Source organism: Streptomyces sp. NPDC037271 (genome assembly GCF_055603605.1).
In genome coordinates, this window is sequence record NZ_JBVJVN010000019.1 from 1 (window position 1) to 18327 (window position 18327).

The window sequence follows — 18327 nt, forward strand, 5'->3', positions numbered from 1 at the left end:
AACGCCCCACACCGGAACGACCCCCTTCCGGCAAACCACTCCACACCGCCACATACACATTGAGCGCCACGAGCCCGACAACCAGAACAACATCCGTAGCCGAAGGACGCCAGGCAGCCTCATGCGAGTGGCGCCCACCGGCAGTCCAGCCTGCCCGCAAGCCAACTCACCCCCGTACACACCGGCTTGTCGCCGCATTGGTCACAGCGAGCCTAGTAGGTATCGACGTGGAGCAGTAGTTGGCGGGCTGACCTGCTGCTTCGGTGGTCACGGGGCGGCTGCGCCGAGGAGGGCCGCCAGGCGCACAGGCGGGGCACGATGGACGGCCGAATAGCTACTTTCGTCGGTAGTGGTGCCAACGTTTCCCACTGACGGAGGCAGCTGCGAACGGTGTTGAATTGTTCTTGTCGGCAGCCGGAAGTCGGGTGCCGGGCCGAGCGTGAGAGGCACGCGGCGCTCACCGGAACAATGTTGAGGAGCGGCATGCTGTGGATCGGCATGGTCCTGGCGGTCCAGGGACTCGGATCCTTCGTGACCGAAAAAGTCTGGGACACGGAATTTGGTGTCACGGCGCTGCTGCCGGACAGCACACCCTCGTGGGTGAGTATCGCGATCGGCCTCCTCGGACTGGCGATTATCGTGATAACCGCCTCTCGTTCCCGTAAGGCCGCGCACAACTGAATTGGTTGCCCTCAGAGACTCCCGGTGGTCGATGCATCCCCCGTCCTCGGCCACCGGGTTTTTTCTGTCCCGTAACATGACAAAGACGCGCCCTGGAAGGGGCGCGTCTTCTCGGTGGCTTTCCCGGCTCAGTCCGTCAGCCGCTCCCGGATGACCTCGATCACCTCCGTGGCATGCTCGGTGAGGTAGAAGTGGCCGCCCGGGAACACCTTGAGGTCGAAGCCGCCGGTGGTGTGCTGTTCCCAGGCCCGTGCCTCGTCGAGGGTGGTCCGCGGGTCGGCGTCACCGGTGAGGACCGTGATCGGGGCGGCGATCGTGGCGCCGGGGTCGGCCCGGTACTTCTCGATGGCGGTGTAGTCGCTGCGAATCGCCGGCAGGACCATGCGCAGCACCTCGTCGTTGCCCAGCACCCGAGGATCGGTGCCGCTGAGTTTGCGCATCTCGGCGATGATGCCGTCGTCGTCGCGCAGGTGGACGTCCTCCGGACGGTACGTGGAGGGGGCGCGCCGTCCGGAGGCGAAGACGTGTACGGGTCCCTGGCCGTCCCGTTCGAAGCGGAGGGCGACCTCGAAGGCCAGGACGGCGCCCATGCTGTGTCCGAAGAAGACGAGCGGACGGTCCGAGCAGGGTCGCAGCGCCTCGTGGGCCCGGTCGGCCAGCTCGGCGATGGAGTCGATGCCCTTCTCGGTGTGCCGGTCCTGACGGCCGGGGTACTGCAGGGCGGCCACGTCGGCCACGCCGTTCAGGGCCGCCGAGACGGGGAAGTAGAAGCTGGCCGACCCTCCGGCGTGAGGAAAACACACCAGACGGGTGGATGCGTCCGGTGCGGGGTGGTAGCGCCGCACCCACAGGTCGGTCGAAGGGGCTGTCGTCATGGTGTGGTCCATCCGTGGTGGCGGAGACGACCGATGGCGGGACGGGCCCGCCTTCGGGGACGTACGGGCTTCGGGAACGTACGGGGTTGCTAGCCCATGGGGAAGCGCACCTCGCCGGCGACGATCGGGTTGGCGTAGTTCTTGCTCGAGATCTTGATACGGTTCAGGGCCAGGCCCGTGAGCGCCTCGAAGACGGCCCTGCGGGCGTTCATGGCGGTGGAGTACCCGGCGTCCAGGTGGGGGGCGACCTCGACGACGTCCATGCCGACCAGGTCGGTCTCGTGGGCGATCCGGCGCAGTGCGGTGAAGAGTTCGCGGGTGGTGAGGCCGGCCGGTTCGGGGGTGCCGGTGCCGGGTGCGAAGGCCGGGTCGAGGACGTCGATGTCCAGGGACAGGTAGACGTGGTCGGCCGCCGCGCGGGCCTCCTCGATGACCTTGTCCACGACGGCGGGCAGGCCGATGCGTTCGATCTCGGCCATGAAGTGCGAGCGCATGCCGGCCCGTCGCATCCAGTTGAACAGCTGGTCGTCGGGCCGGAGATGGTCCGGATCCCCACCTGGATGATGTTCGGGCCGGGCACCATCTCCTCATCGATGAGCCGCCGGATCGGCGTGGTGTGGGTGGCTCGGTGACCGAACAGCTCTTCGTGGCAGTCCGGATGGGCGTCGAAGTGGATGACGGCGATGGAGCCGCGGCCGTGCACCTCCGACAGGGCGCCCACGCTCGGCCACAGCAGGGAATGGTCGCCGCCGAGGACCACCGGTCGGGCACCCACCTGGGCGATCTCCCGGACCAGGCCGCGGATGGGCTCCATGGAACGAGCGATGTCGAACGGGTCGACGGCCGCATCGCCGTAATCGACCACCTTCAGGATGTTGAACGGGTTGACGCGGGTCGCCGAGTGCACGAATCCCTCGGGCGTGTTGTACAGGTAGCGCTCGTCGGAGCGGATGGCGCGCGGGCCGTAGGCGGCTCCGCGGTGGCCGCTGGAGACGTCCACGGGACAGCCCACGACGGCGACGTCCACCTCGCCGGCCCTGAGGTCCTCCTGGGTCAGGGCCAGGGGGACGCCCATGAAGGTGGGGATGCCCGAGTAGGAGGGCTGGACGTAGTAGCGGCGCAGGTCGATGGGACCGGGAGTGCGCCCGGGGCAGGAACGAACGGTCGACCTCCCGCCGCCAGTTCTCCGATTCGGGTGTCTCGCTCATCTCTCTCCTCGTTCAGGGTGCTGGGTGTGCGGGGCTGTGGCGGCCGCGCGCTCGCGGGCCGGTGCCGGTCAACGGGCGCGGCCACTGACCGGCAGGCGGGTGCAGCCGCTGATCACCGGCGAGCTGCGGCGCCTTACCGGGCCGCAGACGTGCAGGGCGGGCAGCCGCTCGACCAGGACGCGCAGGGCGGTCTCGCCCTCCATGCGGGCCAGCGGGGCGCCGATGCAGTAGTGGACGCCCCCGGAGAAGGAGAGGTGTTCGGCCTGCTCGCGGCGGGTCAGGTCGAAGCGGTCCGGGTCGGTGTAGACCTCGGGGTCGCGGTTGGCCGCGCCGATCAGCACCACGATGGAGCTGCCCGCCCGGATGTGGTGGCCGTGCAGCGCGGTGTCCTCGTGCGGGACGCGCTGGGCCTGGAGGGCGGGCGAGTCGTAGCGCAGGGTCTCCTCGACCGCGGCGCGGGCGAGTCCGGGGTCGTCGCGCAGCAGGTTCCACTGCGCGCGGTCGCGGGTGAGGGCGAGGACGGCGTTGCCGATCAGGTTGGTGGTGGTCTCGAAGCCGGTGACGGCGAGCACGGTGCAGAAGGCAAGCAGCTCCTCGGTGCTGAGCTTGCCGTCCTCCTTGGCCAGGGTGAGCCGGCTGACCAGGTCGTCGCCCGGGTCGGCGGCGCGCACCGCGATCAGCTCGGTGAAGACCTCGTCGAGGTCGTCGACGGCGGCGCGGAAGTCGCGGGCCATGGCGAGTGACTTGACGCCGTCGATCACCGGGCCGACCTTGCGCCTGGCCCGGATGAACCGCTCGTGGTACTCCTCCGGCACGCCCAGCAGCTCACCGATCACCAGCAGCGGCAGCGGGCCCGCGAAGTCCTCGATGAGGTCGAACCCGTCGGCCGTGACGGCCTTGTCGATCAGCCCGTGGCAGAGCTTCTCCACCTCGACCTGGTACTTGCTGATCATCTTGGGCCCGAACGCGGGCTGGGCGAGGCGGCGCAGCCGGGTGTGGTCGGGCGGGTCGAGGCCGAGGATGGAGCTGTTCCACGGGATGTCGTCCATGATCTCGTGCCCCGGGACGCCGCCCTCCTTGCGGTTGAGGAAGAGGGAGCGGTCGCGCAGGATGCGGCTGCCGACCTGGTGGCTGCCGGTGACCCAGGTGCCCAGATGGCTGCGGTGCAGCGGCCCGCGCTGCCGTACCCGCGCGTACAGCGGGTAGGGGTCCTCCTGGCCCATCAGAAGGTGGGTGAACGGGTCGCCGAACACGCCGATGGCCCGCAGCAGCGCACGGGTCGCGCCCAGTTTGGCGCTGAACTTCCATCCGGCCAGCCGGCTGTCGGCCAGTACGGCCATCACTGCTCCCTGCGCCAGGCGGTGCGGGCGGGCCGGAGCGCCTGCTCCGGCCCGAGGGCTACGACGTCGAAGGCACGGGTCGTGGAGTCGAGGCGGTTGATGAGCCGATCGGGGCCGGTGACGTACACCTGCGTCACGCCCTCGGCCCGCAGGGTGGCAACGATCGAGGGCCAGTGGACGGGGTGGTCGAAGGTGTCCAGGAGCAGGGTGCGCAGCTGCTCGGCGGTGGTCACCAGGGAGCCGTCGTGGTCCGCGACGATCGGCAGGCGCGGGTCCTGGAGGTCGAACTTGGCGAGCACCTCCTCCTCGACGCGGTCGCGCAGCCCGTAGAGCGCCGGACAGTGGGCGGGGGGCTTCATGGTGTACAGCGAGTAGCCGCCCAGGGCGCTGATGTGCCGCTGGACGTCCTCCAGGGCCGGCTCCCGCAAGGTGATCAGGTACATGCCGTCGTCGAGGTGGCCGGAGATCTCGTGGAATTCGCCGCGGTCCGCGAGCTCGGACAGGACCTCGTTCAGCGGATCAGCGGGCAGCCTGGTGACGACGAGCGTCACCAGGTCCTGGTACTGCTCCTCGAAGAACCTCCGTTCGCAACCGGCGAGTTCGAAGGCCAGGCGGACGGTCTCGGAGAACGGCAGGGCGCCCGAGAAGGCGGACACGGCCTTCAGGCCGAAGCTGAAGCCGACGCAGACGTCGGGGTCCTCGCCGAGCATCTCGCGTGCCCGGTCGGCGAGGGCTACCGAGTTGACGAGGAAGGCGATCTGGGTGAACTCCCCGTAGTCGTCGCCGTCGCCGCGGAATCCGTCGAGGACGGAACGACCCAGTGCCTCGTCCGCGACGGCGAGCCGGTCGCGGACGAACGGGTCGATCATCATGAACTTGCCCACCTCGGTGAAGCGCGACGGGCCCATGCCCGGGAACACCACGGCGGTGCGTGCCTGGTCGGTGGTCATCAGTGTCCGTTCTGTGTGACTCGTCGTACGGATGCCGTCCGGCCCGCCGGTCAGGCGGACCCGGCCAGGGCCTCCGCGTCGCGGTCCCCCGCGGCCTGCCGCTCCAGGGCGCGCCGGTCCGGCTTGCCGTTGCGGTTGAGGGGGAAGCCGTCGATGACGGTGACGCGGTTGGGGTGTTCGTAGGCGGGCAGGGCGTCCTTGATGACCTGGCGCCAGTGGGCCGCGTCCCGGCCGGCCGGGTCCTCGACGAAGAAGACGAGTTCGCTGCCGCGCGCCCCGTCGGGCAGGGCGATCACCTTGACCGAGCAGCCGGCCGCGGCGACCTTGCGTTCGATGATCTCCGGGTAGAGGGTGTAGCCCATTCGGTGCACGGCCAGCTTGCGGCCGGCCACGAACAGGTTGCCCGCCACGTCCAGGTGGCCCAGGTCTCCGGTGCGGTACCAGCCCTGTTCGACGGGGGCGAGGGTGCCGTCCTCGGCGAGGTAACCGGCCATCATGTCGGGCGTGTTGACGACGATCTCGCCCAGTTCCCCGGGCGGCAGGTCGTTGTCCAGGTCGTCGCGGATCGTCAGCTCCAGGCCCCGCATGACCCGGCCGCAGGCGACCGGGTTGTCGATGGTGGCGAAGGCGATGTTGCCGAGCTCGGTGCTGCCGTAGCTGTCCAGCAGCGGGTGGCCGAAGAAGCCGGCGTACTCGTCGGACAAGGCCGGGTCGAGGGGGGCGGCACCGCTGCAGAACATGCGCACCTTCGCCAGGGCACCGCACACCTCGGTCTGCCGGCGGGCCAGGTTGAGGATGCTGCGATAGGTGGCCGGGGTGGCGTCCAGCACGGTGACCCCGCACTGCCCGCCCATCAGCAGCGAGCGGTCCAGGCGGCGGTGGGGAGCCACGATGAGCGAGCACTCGGCCAGCCAGGCGATCAGCACCATGGACAGTCCGTACTGGTGCGCGAAGGGCAGCAGCGGCAGCAGGACGTCACCGGGCCCGTGGCCCATGTGCTCGGCGTTACGGCGCAGGTTCTCCAGGAAGCGGGCGCCGGACTTGACGATGCCCTTCGGGGTGCCGGTGGAGCCGGAGGACCACATGATCAGGCCGTCCGGCAGGGCGCACCAGGTGTCGAAGGACAGCGACCGGTCGGCGGGGGTGCGGCCGGCCGCGTCGACGAGCAGCCCGTACAGATAGCGGGGCCGGCCCGCATCGACGGGGATGGGGGCGTCTTCGTCGTACAGGCACATTCTGGCCCCGGTGCGTTCGATGATCCGCGCCGTCTCGCGGGCGTGCTCCTGCTGGTCGACCAGGACGATGGAGGCGCCGACGTGCATCAGCGCGAAGAACGCGTTCAGCCAGGCCGCCGAGTTGCCGGCCTTGAGCAGGACCCGGTCGCCAGGGCGGACACCGTCCGCGCGCAGGACCGCCGCGGTCCGCAACGTATCGGTCTCGAATTCAGCGAAGGTGCGCGCCGAATCACCCGTGAATATGTTCGGCGTCATCGGCGCCGCCCCCTTTCCCGGTGCTGAGAACATTTCCCGTTGCTGAGCGTTGACGAGAGTTGACCGCACGGACAGGCCGTCGTGGACTTACGGACAGCGAACGTATGTGGATGAGCCGCGCCACAGAACCCCTATCTGTCCCCTAACACCGCCTGAACAGGAACAATCCCATTCTCCGGGACAAGTCGAGGGACCGGTCGAGGCGCTACTGTCGTCCATGTTTAACCGCATGGACGTACCGGACTGGCCCATCCCGGCGGATCTACGGGAACCGGGTGTCGCTGCGCTCGCTCGGCATCCAGGTCGTCTGGACCGAACCGTGCTCGCCTATCTGAAGCGGGGCGCTGAGCCTCTGGTGATCCTCCCGGACCTACTGTCATGGTGTCGGGAACGTCCCGTGGCCGACTGGCCGGTCGACCTTCCCGCCAACGCGGTGGGCCCGGGGACCTGCTGCTGGACGCGGACGCCTTACGGCCGACCGAGCCGTGCCACGAATGGGCGGAGCAGACGCAGGACAGCGCCCTCGCCCTGTGTGACCGGGAAATCGTCCGGGCCGCACTGCGGCTGTGCCGCGAACACGGCGAGGTGACGCGTACACCGAGTTCCGGCGGCTGCTGGTCACCCGGCCGGTGCTCACCGCGGCCGAGGAGTTCGCGGTCTCGATGGAACCGCGTCTCAGGTGTTCTCGTCATGCATTCGCGCACCCAGATCCTCCGCCCACACCAGCGCCCACGCCTTCAGTTTTTCGATCTGCCGGGAGGTGAGCCCGTACGCCGTGTAGTCCTCGTCCTCGTACCAGTCCGCGCCGATCAGCCGGTCCCGGAGGTCTTCGAGGCTGAACTCGTCGTGGGCGCGACGGCGGCCCAGGGATTCGAGGTCGGCGGTGGAGCGGTGGCGGGAGGCAGCCTGGACGTCGATGAGGTCGCGGACGGTGCCGCGGTCGGCGAGGGCACGGACCTTGGTGCCGATCACGTCGTCGAGGGAAAGAACGGGGCCGTAGGGGGTCTGGGCAGGCGGAGCCCAGAACGCCTCCTTGAGGACGTCGACCTCACACTCCTCGCCGGTGTCCGGATCGGTGACGAGGAACCGGCCGCTGAGCGGATCGGTCTGGACCTGCGTGGTCCGCCATCCGCGCGCGCTGAGGCCTGCCGTGAGCGAGGCGACGATCTCGCGCATCGGAGCGGGGTTCTCGGTGGCGACGTCGAGGTCACGGCTGAAGCGTTCGACCAGGCCATGGGCCTGCACGGCGTATCCGCCGGTGAGGACCAGAGGGTAGGGGGAGCCGAGGTCGAGAATGTCGGCGAGGAGACGCTCGTGGAGCGGAGTGAGCTTCACGCGGCGGTCGTGTCAGCCGGAGCGGTGCGGAGCAGCTCGGGGAAGGCGTCCTCCCAGACCTCGCGGATGTAGGGACTGATCAAACGCCGCAGCACGGGCCACTGCTCGGCGAGCAGCCGGTGGTGCAGGAGGGCCACCAGGTCCTCACTCTGTCCTTCGGCGAGGACGGTCCGGTAGAGCGTCATGCGGGACTTCGGACGGTCCAGGCTGTAGCTCGTCCGCCCGGACCAGACGATGTGGAGCGGCAGGTCCACGTCCCCCTCGACGGGGCCGGCCAGTTCCTGCAAGCGCTCGGGCAGTCGGCTGCGGTAGCGGTCCCGCAGCACCTCGGCGCGGGGGGCGGTGATCGTCGCGTCCATGCATCCAGTATGGCTGCTGGGAGGCGGCGGCATGGCGGATACGGGGGTCCCCTGTCGTACGTACGGGTCGGGCGGCCGCCCGCCCTTCACTCGGACATCTGACCCAGTGGCGCTTAGCGCAACATCGACGACCCGCGCCGGCCCCCAGGTGGCGCGGCAACCGGCGGCCCTGCAGACCCGGAACCAGCCCCGCTCGTGGGTGCGGGCGATCATGACGCAGCAGGTCACGCGGAGGTGCCGCCGCGGTGGGTCCGGCTGCGGCCTTGGTGGGAGCCAGAGACCTGTCGAGGTCACCCGTCATGGCGGCCACCCGTCAGCAAGCTGGGACACTCCCGCGCCCGATGCTGACCGTTTGCTGACCTGAGCGAGGCCACCAAGCCTCTGACCTGCAAAAACACCCAGATGCTAGATCTTGGACTTGAACAGAGTACGCAGCACTTTGGACTCCTAGAAGACGGCTCCCCGCCAGCTTTCTGCAGGTCAGGGGCGTTGTTCACTGTACACCGACACTCCTCACACTCGAAGATGCTCAGAAACATCGACCTTTCTTGGGCAAGAAGGTTCCCCACCTGCGCTTCCGCGTAGAACCCGGCTGTTGTGCCATCGCCGTCCAAGGACCCGCTCGAGCACCTGCCTCGGAGTATGCGAGAACTCATGCTGACCAGATGCTGACTTACCTGACGATGTGCCAGGTAAGCACTTCGTTGAGCACGGAGCCATCCTCTGCATCGACCTGGAAGTCGTTCAACGAACCCGGCAGCCTGGGGCTTCATCCGGCCCCAGAGCATTAGGCAGTCGAGTGGACCCGCCACTGGCTGCCCCACCGTCGCCTGTGGAGCACTCGATCCGGGCAGCCTCGTGGTTCAAACCAAACCAGGCTCCCGACTGTGACCGATCGATCGCGATCGCTACCACCTGGTGGGCAGCTGCGTTCCGGCCGCCTGCCCAGACTGCTACTCCAAGCCGCAAGGCAACGACAAGGAGAAGGCAGTGGAAGAACCCGAGTCGCAGAACGTCCCGCTGCACGTCTCAACAACAACCGGCGCACCTGCGAGTGATGACAACAGGATGTTCGTCGAGGTGCAGCGCGCGGATACGAAAGCAACAGCACTGAGTGGAGTAGCCGGTGCCCTACTTGCGATCACGGCAGGGACGGCGCTGTCCGCACCGGTGAACTCGTCACACATGCTCAGCGTGGCTGTGGCGCGCCCGGCGCGAGGACGGGACGGCCCTGTGCAAGCCATATGCTCCCAAGCCGGAGCACGAGTGCTCGCGCTGCGGCCGGCGCGAGCCGGCCGCGGTCACCGGCAAGGCGACATGGCCGGTCGGAGCCCTCTGCGACACTGCTACCGCCGCCGCACCCGCAACCCCGCCCCCTGCTCCGGCTGCGGCACTCTCCGGGTTCCGGTGGGCCGCTCCGAACGGGGACAGGATCTCTGCGGTCCGTGCTCGGGCACGGAGATCGACTACGCCTGCCGCCGTTGCGGATTTCCCGGGAACATCTACGCCGACGGGAGTTGTAGCCGATGCATCGTCAGCGACCGAGTCCAGGGCCTCCTCAGCGACGAGGACGGCAACCTGGTGCCCCAGCTCCGCCCGCTCAGCGACAAGCTCAGGGCCGCAGACCCATGGGCGGTCGGCAATTGGCTCGCCACAAGCAAGGGCGCCCGTCTCCTGGCCGATCTCGTCGCCCAGAAGGCGGAGATCACCCACGGCGTCCTCGACGGAATGGAACAGAACGGCAGTACCCGCTATCTCCGGGACTCCTCGTCACCACCGGCGTCCTGCCGCGGCGCGACGAGAACTTCGCGCGGCTTCGGCTCTGGCTTGACGCCGCCCTCGACGGCCTGCCGACCAGGCGCGTGCGGGTCCTGCGTCCCTTCGCGGAGTGGTGCATCCTCCGTGACGCGCGACGCCGGTCCGGGCGCGGCACCTACACCCCCGGCGCCAACGTCGTCGCGCTGAAGAAGCAAACGGCCCGTCGGCCATGCGGCGCGCACCGCTGCTCAGAAGGCTAGGGGCTCACATCGTGGATCGGCCTGCGCGGCCGGCGGCCAGCAGGGCTGCGAAAGCGATCAGAGTCAGTAGGGCCAGGGCCCACACGCCGCTTCGGAAGCCGCTTGTACCGCCGGAGCCCAGGGTCCAGCCGAGTGCGGCCAGGGCCGGTCCCAGAGTGGTACCCAGGGTGCGGGCCAGGTTGGTGAGGCCGCCGACGGTTCCGGTGTTGCTGTCAGGGGTGGCATCAAGGATCCCGGTCATGTTCGGCGAGTTGAACAGCGCCATCCCGGTGCCCAGGAGCACCATGCGCCAGGCCAGGTCAGCCAGGCCTGCGTCCGGGGAAAGGGTGAGCATCGGGAGCAGCCCCGCGACTGTCAGAGCGCCGCCGCAGGCAGCTACCGACAGGGGGCGGAAACGGTCGGCCAGCAGTCCGGCCAGCGGCGTTGCCAGTGCACTGGTGGCGATGAAGAAGACCAGAGCGGTACTCAGGAGTCCGGGTCCGCGGTGCATCACGTCACTGATGAAGAACGGCAGGAGGAAGGTGATCAGGCCGATGACCGAGGCGTTGAGCGTCAGCGCCAAAGTGGGCCATCCCAGTGGACCACGGCGCAGGAGCAGGAGAACCGGCCGGGAAGTGCTAAGGCGTGCCCATCCCGCAGCCATGATGAGGGCAAGGAAGGTGAGGACGGCCGCCCAGGCCGGGCGGTGTCCGCTCTGCTCGATCGCCAGCAGGGTGGCGGTGACCGCGGCCCCGACCAGCAGCACGTCCCCCGCCAGTGCTCGCCCCGCCGGCCCCGGGTTGTCCTTGCCTCGGGCGCGGGCGGGCACGGTGAGCAGGCCCAGCACGGCGGCGGTCAGCAGCAGGGGTGCTTTGGCCCAGAACACCGCACGCCATCCGTGGGCGTCGGCCAGCCAGCCGCCGAGGGGTGCGACGGCGATGCTGCCGATCATCATGATCGTGGCGTGGTAGCTCATGGCCCGGCCGCGCTGGCCTGGTCGTACGGCCAGGGTCACCACCGGCAGGTAGACGGCGAGGTAGGCGGCCGCCGCGATTCCCTGGAGTACCCGGGCGAGAAGGAGGAGCCAGAACTGTGGAGCGGCGGAGGCCAGCACACTGGCGACGGCGACCAGGACCAGGGAGGCGGCGAACACGGGCCGGGGGTCACTGCGGTCGATCCACCGGCCGGCGGGCAGGGCGAGTGCGGCCAGGGGCAGTTGGTAGGCCAGCAGCACCCACGCTGTCGCACTGCCGGTGACGTCCAGGTCGGCGGCGATGAGGGGCAGCGCGAAGGCTGCCATGCTCAGTTCGCTGGCCACCAGCAGCGTGGCCAGCGCGGAGACTGCGACCGTTCCCCACCGTGTGCGCGCCGCAGCCGCGTCCTCGCCGGTGTCCGGGTTACCGGTGCCCAGTGTCTTCTTCTCCGGTTCGCTCGGGTTGACCATCTTCAGAAAGTACAATGACGGTGGCAGAAAAGTAATACCCGTATTGCAGTTGAGGGGAGTGTGCGTGTCCGCACCGACCGGTGTGCCGCGGGGACGCGTCGCCAAGCGTGAAGCCATCACCAGGGCTGCCCGCGCCGTGTTCGGACGTGAGGGGTTCGCCGCAGCCGGCATCGAGACCATCGCCGCCGAGGCGGGGGTGTCCACCCGCACCATCTACAACCACTTCACGGGCAAGGAGGAGCTGTTCGCCGCCGTCATCGAGGACAGCTCCACACGGGTGGCCGACGTCCTGGTCGACCTCGCCCAGCGGCACCTGGGACCCGTGGGCGAGCAGGGCCGCTTGGAGGCGGCCCTGCTCGCCCTGGCCACGGCCTGGAACAGGCCACGCGCCGAGTTCGCCGACCACTTCGCCGTGGTGCGCCGGTTGCGGGCCGAGGCCGAGCACCTGCCGCGCGGCCTGCTCCAGGCGTGGGACCGGTCCGGCCCGCAGCGCACCCAGCGCGAACTCGCCCACCAGCTGCGCCGCCTGGCCGACCTCGGTGTCCTGGACGTGAATGATGCCGTCTTGGCAGCCGACCACCTCCTCCTGCTGACCTCCGGTGCGGTGTCCGAGCGCAGCCACTACGGTGCCGCGCCGCTGTCCGCCCCGGCCCGTACCGCGCTCATCACCGCCGGGGTGCGGGCCTTCCTCCACGGCTACCAGCCCAAAACGGCTTGCTGAGGGAACGACAAGTCCGCTACTACGGCAGCTGGTCGACATGGCAAGGGAAGGAGGCAGGCAGTTGACGACATCTCACCTGGGTGCGCTGAACGAGTTCTGCTGGATGGACGTCAAGACGCACGACGTGCCGGGAACGGCAGCCTTCTTCTCCACGGTGCTGGGGTGGCGGTTTGCCGTGGACGAAAGCGACTGGCGCCGCTCGATCAAGATCTTCGCCGACGGTCGTCCGATCGGCGGCGTGAGCGACCTGAGCTCTCCGCTCTACCCTCCGGGCACTCCCGCGCACATCGCCTACTACCTCGCCGTCGACGACATCGAGGCCCGCACCGAAGCCGCCACCGCGGCGGGTGCCCAACTCGTGCTCGCGCCGTTCGACGCCGGGGACCAGGGCCGCATCGCCACACTGATCGATCCCGTGGGCGCGGCCGTCTCCCTGTGGCAGACACACCCTGCCAACCGATGGTCTCCGTCGGCGCGCGCACCACAGCGCATGGTCCTTGCCTGCCCCCGCCCCGAGCAGGCCCGCCGCTTCTACCGGGACGTGCTCGGCACAGTCCCCAGCTGCGCTGACTTCGTCCCGACACACGGCGCTAAGGAGCCTCAACCTCGCTGGGAACTCGTCGTCGCCGTTGACGACCCGGACGCCGTACACGCCCGCGCACGCGGGCTGGGACACGGGATGCCGCACGGGCCCGAACACATCGGCGGACAGCGTCTGACCAGCCCGGACGGACTGACGTTCCGCATCCGGGCTGCCGCCTCATGAAGCCGCTGAGGCGGCAGCCCGCTATATGGCGCGCGGTGCCGACCGATGCCCGGAGGTCAGACCGAGGCACCCTGGGAGTGTGCGGCGTCCAGGCGGGTGCGGAGTGTGGCGGCGAAGTCTTCGGCACGGCTCAGCTGGATACGCAGCTCCTCGATCTTGCGGCTGGCGTCCTGTTCGTAGGTCCGCACGCGCTCCAGAAGTGCCTCGCGCTCGGCGCCGTCGGCCGTCTCGGCATGGTCGAGGCGATCGGTGGCGTCGAGGAGGTCGCGCATCTGCTCCAGAGTGAAACCCAGGGGCTTCATGCGGCGGACGACCATGAGCCGTTGCACATCGGACTCCGTGTAGAGGCGGAATCCGCCCTGGGAGCGGGCAGAGGGGATGACCAGGCCGGTCTCCTCGTAGTGCCGGATGGTGCGCAGGGACAGCTCCGTCCGCGTGGCGACCTCGCCGATCTGCATGTGCTTGCCGTCCACGCCCGTGTCCATGGCCCTTCTCCTCGGGGCGGACCGCGTTCCGCGCGGCCCCGCAGACCTCTACTCTAACGTTAGGGTAGAGTTATTCGTGGTGAGGGCGGCTCGGCTGCCCCGCTGCTGCCGTTCCGGGGCCGATGTCGCCCCCGGCGAAGATCCGATTCTTGCAGGAGAGAGCGTGCGCGAGCCCATGACGCCGATCGCCGCCGCCTGCCCGCCGTGACCCTTCGCCCCCGGATGTGAGCCGCCCGGCCGCCCGTGCGCGCCACCCCGCCTCGCGTCCACCCCCCCTCGACTTCCGGCCCCGTCCCGTGGGCCGTCCGCGGGGCGCCGACCCGGCCCCTCGCGCATCCTTCCCGCACGCCCCGCCTGACGTAAGGGGTGTGCCCGCACACGACAGGTACACATCTCCCTTGTCTTCTGCTGCTGTGACTCCCGCCGCGCGGCTGCGCGGCCTCAAGCCCGACTGGCTGAACAACCCGAAAGTCTGGCGCACCGAGGTCCTGGCCGGCCTGGTCGTCGCCCTCGCGCTGATCCCCGAGGCGATCTCCTTCTCAATCATCGCCGGAGTCGACCCCGCGGTCGGCCTGTTCGCCTCGTTCACCATGGCCGTGGTCATCTCGATCGTCGGCGGCCGCCGCGCGATGATCTCCGCCGCCACCGGCGCCATCGCCCTCGTAATCGCCCCCCTTAACCATGAATACGGGCTGGGCTACCTGATCGCCGCCGTCATCCTCGCCGGCGTCTTCCAGGTGGTCCTGGGTGCGGTCGGGGTAGCGAAGCTGATGCGGTTCATCCCGCGCTCGGTGATGGTCGGCTTCGTCAACGCTTTGGCGATCCTGATCTTCATGGCCCAGGTGCCCGAGATGCGCGACGTTCCGTGGCCGGTCTACCCGCTGATCATCGGCGGCCTCGCGCTGATGATGTTCTTCCCGAAGGTCACCAAGGTGATCCCGGCCCCGCTCGTGTCGATTGTCATCCTCACCGTCATCACGGTCGCGGCCGGCATCGCGGTGCCGACCGTGGGCGACAAGGGCGACCTGCCCTCCTCCCTGCCGGTTCCCGGCCTGCCGGACGTGCCGTTCACTCTGGACACCCTGACGACGATCGCCCCGTACGCGTTCGCGATGGCGCTGGTCGGCCTGATGGAGTCCCTGATGACCGCCAAGCTCGTCGACGACATCACCGATACCCACTCGAACAAGACCCGCGAATCCATCGGCCAGGGCATCGCCAACATCGTCACCGGCTTCTTCGGCGGCATGGGCGGCTGCGCCATGATCGGCCAGACCATGATCAACGTGAAGGTCTCCGGCGCCCGCACCCGCCTCTCGACCTTCCTCGCCGGCAGCTTCCTCATGGTGCTGTGCATCGCCTTCGGCCCGGTCGTCTCCGACATCCCCATGGCCGCACTCGTCGCCGTCATGATCATGGTGTCGTTCGCGACCTTCGACTGGCACTCCATCGCACCCAAGACCCTCAAGCGGATGCCCGCAGGCGAGATCGCAGTCATGGTGATCACCGTCGCCGCGGTCGTCGCCACGCACAACCTCGCCGTCGGCGTCGTCGTCGGCTCTCTCACCGCCATGGTCATCTTCGCCAAGCGCGTCGCCCACCTCGCGCAGGTCACCGCCGTGGTCGACCCCGACAAGACCACCGTCGTCTACCGGGTCACCGGCGAGCTGTTCTTCGCCTCCTCCAACGACCTCGTCGGCCAGTTCAACTACGCCGACGACCCCAAGAGGGTCGTCATAGACCTCTCGGCCGCTCACATCTGGGACGCCTCCTCCGTCGCCGCCCTCGACGCGATCGAGACGAAGTACGCACAGCGAGGCAAGACGGTGGAGATCACCGGCCTGAACGATCCCAGCGCCGACCTCCACGGCAAGCTCACTGGCGAGCTTGCCGGCAGCCACTGACCCTCGGCGCAGCACGTCCACAGCAGAGGACCCCGGCCAAGCCGCCGGGGTCCTCTGCTTGCCGTACGTGCCTATTCGCTCTTCGCGGCATCCCGTCGGCTCTACCGGTCCCACGCTGTATATGGGTGCAATGCCCTCCATCGGATGTGGGGCAGGGCCCGGCTCCGCCGGCGCCGTCAGGCAGGGGCGCCGGCCGTGAGCTGGTCCATGATGTCGGACTTGTTGTAGTAGGCCCGCTTCTCGATGATCTTTCCATCCTTGAACGTGAACAGGTTGAACATCGAAAAGCGCATGTGCGCTCCGCGCGGGGGGATGCCGTAGAAGTCGCCGCCCTGCGTGCCTTCGACCACGACGTAGGCGCCGACCTTGTCGCTTCGGCGACGGTGTCGGTGACCGTCAGCCGGATGTCGGGGAAGGCGTCGACGTGCTTCTTCTCCGCGTCGATGAACCCCGCGGCGCCTGGCCGGGGGTGTCGATCTGGGGGTAGAAGACGAAGTCCGGGTGGAACATGCCGATGAGCTCGTCGTAGTCTCCCTGCTCAAGGGCCTGGTAGAAGCGGCGCACGAGGCTGGCGTTGGTTCCGGTGAACATGTGATCAAGTCCTTCTCTGTCGTACTGGTTACGGCGCCGGGGACACCGCGGGGGCTGCTGTCAGGAGCAAGGGCCTGCGTGTTGCGGGCCCCACACACACCGGGTCCCGGCGCCTGGCAGAAGCTCGGGCTCAGGCGCGCTGGAGCCAGTCCGCGTCCAGGCGGTCGGCCAGTCCGGCGGCGGTGAAGGCGGCCTCCAGCTCGTCGCGGCCTTCGGTGAAGTGGGCCCAGCTGTCGTGGTGGGCCGGGACGACGCGGCGGGCGTCGAGGATCCGGGTGGCCTCGGCGGCCTGAGCACTGTCCAGGACGATCAGGCCGCCGTCGAAGAGCATGGGGAAGCGGGGTGCGCCGGCGAACAGGACGGCGGTGTCGATCGGGGCGAAGCGCTCGGCGATCTCCCTGACGGCGTCGAGGGAGGCGTTGTCGCCGCTGACGTAGACCGTCGGCAGCCCTTCCCCGGTCAGGACGAAGCCGACGACCTGCCCGGAGAACGGCTCGACCTCCTCACGCGAACCGGGGCCGTGGATGGCCGGAACGGCGGTGACGGTGACCGTGCCGCCGCCCGGGCGCTCCAGCTCGACCGTCTCCCAGTCGGCCAGGCCCCTGGCCTTCTCGCCGAGGCGCTCGCCGCCGCCGGGGGTGGTGAGGGTGAGGGGGACGTCGGCGAGCAGGGCCCGGCCGGAGGTGTCGAGGTTGTCTGCGTGCTCGTCGTGGGAGAGCAGGACCACGTCGACGGGGCCGACGTCGGCGGGGGTGGTGGTGGAGGGGGCGGTCTTGGTCAGGGTCGGGCCGGGCGAGGGGTAGTCACCGGGGCCGTCGAAGGTCGGGGCGGTCAGGAAGCGCAGACCGCCGTACTCGAACAGGACGGTCGGGCCGCCGAACGTGCGAACCGGGAACTGAGCAGCGTCGAGCTGAGACATCAGAAGCTCTTCCTCACGGGAAAAGACTACGTTTAACGTGATGCCAGACTAAGCGAGCATCACGGAAAAACACAAGCGCTACCATGAGAGACATGGACGACACCCTGACCACCAACAAACCGCAGACCGCACTGCCCCCAGCTCCGGGTGCCGACCGGTACCGCTCCCTGGTCTTCGCCGACACCGCCGCGACCCTGCCCGCCGGCCAGAGCTACGACCTGCTCGCCGCTCCCGAATCTGCCATGCACTGGCTCGCCGCCCACGGTCTGACTACTCCGGACGTGCAGCTGTATGAGGTGTGCGCCCAGCGGATGCGCACGCTGCGCGGCCACGTCCGGGCCCTGTTCGCCGCCCGCGTCGACTCCACCACCCCGCCCGAGGAATCCCTGCGCGCGGTGAACGAGGCCCTCACGGCCGTGCCCACCGCACCTCTCCTCGCCTGGGACGGAGCCCAGGGCATGCGCCGCGTCCAGGCGCACCCCACCGACCAGGCCGTCAACCACGCCCTGGCGACCCTCGCCGCCGACGCCGCCGACCTGCTCACCGGCCCCGACGCCGACCTCCTCGCCGCCTGCGGCTCCGCACCCTGCGACCGCTTCCTCCTGCGCACCCACGGCCGGCGCCACTGGTGCTCCACCCGCTGCGGCGACCGCGCCCGCGCCGCCCGCGCCTACGCCCGCCGCAACGGCACCCCGGACTGACGCACCACCCAAAGTCCGCTTACGGGCCGTCAGGTGGCTACGAGAGTTCCCTTCAGCAAGAGCCGCGGTAGGTGCCGAAGGTCCACAGGTTGCCCTCCGGGTCCTGCACCGTGCACGCATACGCCGCGGCGCCCGACCCGAACCGGGTCTCATGCGGCACTTCGAGAACCACACCGCCGGCGTCGACCACTCGCCGGTGTACCGCGTCCACGTCATCGCTCACCACGTAGACAGCGCTACTTCCCGCTCGCATACGCCCATGCACGCTGCCCGTGTGCCGGGTCGAACCGAACACCAACGCGCCACCGCCAGGCCAGCGCAGCTCGGCGTGCCCGATCCCGCCGTGCTCATCCGGTGCGGCAACCACCTGCTCGAACCCCAGCACGCTGACCAGGAAGCGCAACGCCGCCCTGGTGTCGTCGTAGTGCAGGACCGGCCAGACGGAGGACGGAGAGGCATCGGGCGACATGCCGCTCATCCTAAGTCCGAAGGCCGCTACCTCCCAGATCCCTCGGCCGCCGGCGGAACGAGCCCCACCCAGCGCGCCGGAGCCCTGATCAA

At 69.2% G+C, this 18327-nt stretch carries 17 protein-coding genes and 2 pseudogenes; 6 read left to right on the plus strand and 13 right to left on the minus strand.

All coding sequences use genetic code 11. From position 1 onward, the window contains the following. Positions 1-483: 483 nt before the first annotated feature. Positions 484-681 (plus strand): hypothetical protein, encoded by a 198-nt coding sequence (locus ACZ7G3_RS26240; protein ID WP_470928473.1) that lies wholly within the window; start codon positions 484-486, stop codon positions 679-681. Between the two features lie 128 nt (positions 682-809). On the opposite strand, the gene ACZ7G3_RS26245 is transcribed toward ACZ7G3_RS26240, so the two are convergent. From ACZ7G3_RS26245 to ACZ7G3_RS26270, 6 genes and pseudogenes are all read right to left on the minus strand, one after another. After that, complete coding sequence (locus ACZ7G3_RS26245; RefSeq protein ID WP_470928474.1) at positions 810-1556, minus strand: thioesterase II family protein; 747 nt, start codon at positions 1554-1556, stop codon at positions 810-812. Positions 1557-1645: 89 nt separating this feature from the next. Next, a complete protein-coding gene (locus ACZ7G3_RS26250) occupies positions 1646-2035 on the minus strand; it encodes an arginase family protein (protein WP_470928475.1) in 390 nt (129 codons plus the stop codon). A 116-nt stretch (positions 2036-2151) separates the two neighbouring features. Continuing rightward, positions 2152-2631 (minus strand): annotated as a pseudogene (locus ACZ7G3_RS26255) (arginase family protein); the annotation flags it as partial. A gap of 201 nt (positions 2632-2832) precedes the next feature. Further along, the gene (locus tag ACZ7G3_RS26260) at positions 2833-4104 is read right to left on the minus strand and encodes a cytochrome P450 (RefSeq protein ID WP_470928476.1); all 1272 of its coding nucleotides are present in this window, start codon (positions 4102-4104) and stop codon (positions 2833-2835) included. After that, entirely contained in the window at positions 4104-5054 is a 951-nt protein-coding gene (locus tag ACZ7G3_RS26265) for an ACP S-malonyltransferase (RefSeq protein ID WP_470928477.1), read from the minus strand. Before ACZ7G3_RS26265 ends, ACZ7G3_RS26260 begins: the two co-directional genes overlap by 1 nt. Before the next feature lie 50 nt (positions 5055-5104). After that, a complete protein-coding gene (locus ACZ7G3_RS26270; protein ID WP_470928478.1) occupies positions 5105-6544 on the minus strand; it encodes a class I adenylate-forming enzyme family protein in 1440 nt (479 codons plus the stop codon). Positions 6545-6773: 229 nt separating this feature from the next. Here ACZ7G3_RS26270 and ACZ7G3_RS26275 point away from each other — a divergent pair. After that, positions 6774-7117, plus strand: a pseudogene (locus ACZ7G3_RS26275) (pPIWI_RE_Y domain-containing protein); the annotation flags it as partial. Between the two features lie 102 nt (positions 7118-7219). On the opposite strand, the gene ACZ7G3_RS26280 reads toward ACZ7G3_RS26275, so the two are convergent. The 3 genes from ACZ7G3_RS26280 to ACZ7G3_RS26290 all read right to left on the minus strand — a co-directional run bounded on the left by ACZ7G3_RS26280 (position 7220) and on the right by ACZ7G3_RS26290 (position 11679). Further along, entirely contained in the window at positions 7220-7879 is a 660-nt protein-coding gene (locus ACZ7G3_RS26280; RefSeq protein WP_470928479.1) for a nucleotidyl transferase AbiEii/AbiGii toxin family protein, read from the minus strand. Continuing rightward, positions 7876-8238, minus strand: a complete 363-nt coding sequence (locus ACZ7G3_RS26285; protein WP_386491576.1) for a hypothetical protein — start codon at positions 8236-8238, stop codon at positions 7876-7878. Before ACZ7G3_RS26285 ends, ACZ7G3_RS26280 begins: the two co-directional genes overlap by 4 nt. A 2022-nt stretch (positions 8239-10260) precedes the next feature. Beyond that, entirely contained in the window at positions 10261-11679 is a 1419-nt protein-coding gene (locus ACZ7G3_RS26290) for an MFS transporter (RefSeq protein ID WP_470928480.1), read from the minus strand. Positions 11680-11743: 64 nt separating this feature from the next. On the opposite strand from ACZ7G3_RS26290, the gene ACZ7G3_RS26295 reads away from it, so the two are divergent. Next, on the plus strand, positions 11744-12400 hold the full coding sequence (locus ACZ7G3_RS26295; RefSeq protein ID WP_470928481.1) for a TetR/AcrR family transcriptional regulator: 657 nt from the start codon (positions 11744-11746) through the stop codon (positions 12398-12400). A gap of 61 nt (positions 12401-12461) precedes the next feature. Then, a complete protein-coding gene (locus ACZ7G3_RS26300) occupies positions 12462-13166 on the plus strand; it encodes a VOC family protein (protein WP_470928482.1) in 705 nt (234 codons plus the stop codon). 56 nt (positions 13167-13222) lie between these two features. Here the strand turns inward: ACZ7G3_RS26300 and ACZ7G3_RS26305 are convergent, their stop codons facing one another. After that, entirely contained in the window at positions 13223-13651 is a 429-nt protein-coding gene (locus tag ACZ7G3_RS26305) for a MerR family transcriptional regulator (RefSeq protein ID WP_470928483.1), read from the minus strand. 398 nt (positions 13652-14049) lie between these two features. On the opposite strand from ACZ7G3_RS26305, the gene ACZ7G3_RS26310 reads away from it, so the two are divergent. Next, positions 14050-15555 (plus strand): SulP family inorganic anion transporter, encoded by a 1506-nt coding sequence (locus tag ACZ7G3_RS26310; RefSeq protein ID WP_470928484.1) that lies wholly within the window; start codon positions 14050-14052, stop codon positions 15553-15555. Between the two features lie 176 nt (positions 15556-15731). Here ACZ7G3_RS26310 and ACZ7G3_RS26315 read toward each other — a convergent pair whose 3' ends face one another. Both ACZ7G3_RS26315 and ACZ7G3_RS26320 read right to left on the minus strand, forming a co-directional pair. Beyond that, positions 15732-16244, minus strand: a complete 513-nt coding sequence (locus tag ACZ7G3_RS26315) for an ester cyclase (protein ID WP_470928485.1) — start codon at positions 16242-16244, stop codon at positions 15732-15734. A 32-nt stretch (positions 16245-16276) separates the two neighbouring features. Beyond that, complete coding sequence (locus tag ACZ7G3_RS26320) at positions 16277-17065, minus strand: MBL fold metallo-hydrolase (protein WP_470928486.1); 789 nt, start codon at positions 17063-17065, stop codon at positions 16277-16279. Positions 17066-17157: 92 nt separating this feature from the next. Between ACZ7G3_RS26320 and ACZ7G3_RS26325 the strand changes: the two genes are divergently transcribed. Beyond that, positions 17158-17766, plus strand: coding sequence for an ABATE domain-containing protein (locus ACZ7G3_RS26325; RefSeq protein WP_470928487.1), 609 nt, complete (start codon positions 17158-17160; stop codon positions 17764-17766). 52 nt (positions 17767-17818) lie between these two features. Here the strand turns inward: ACZ7G3_RS26325 and ACZ7G3_RS26330 are convergent, their stop codons facing one another. Next, positions 17819-18235 (minus strand): VOC family protein, encoded by a 417-nt coding sequence (locus ACZ7G3_RS26330; protein ID WP_470928488.1) that lies wholly within the window; start codon positions 18233-18235, stop codon positions 17819-17821. Between the last annotated feature and the right edge of the window lie 92 nt (positions 18236-18327).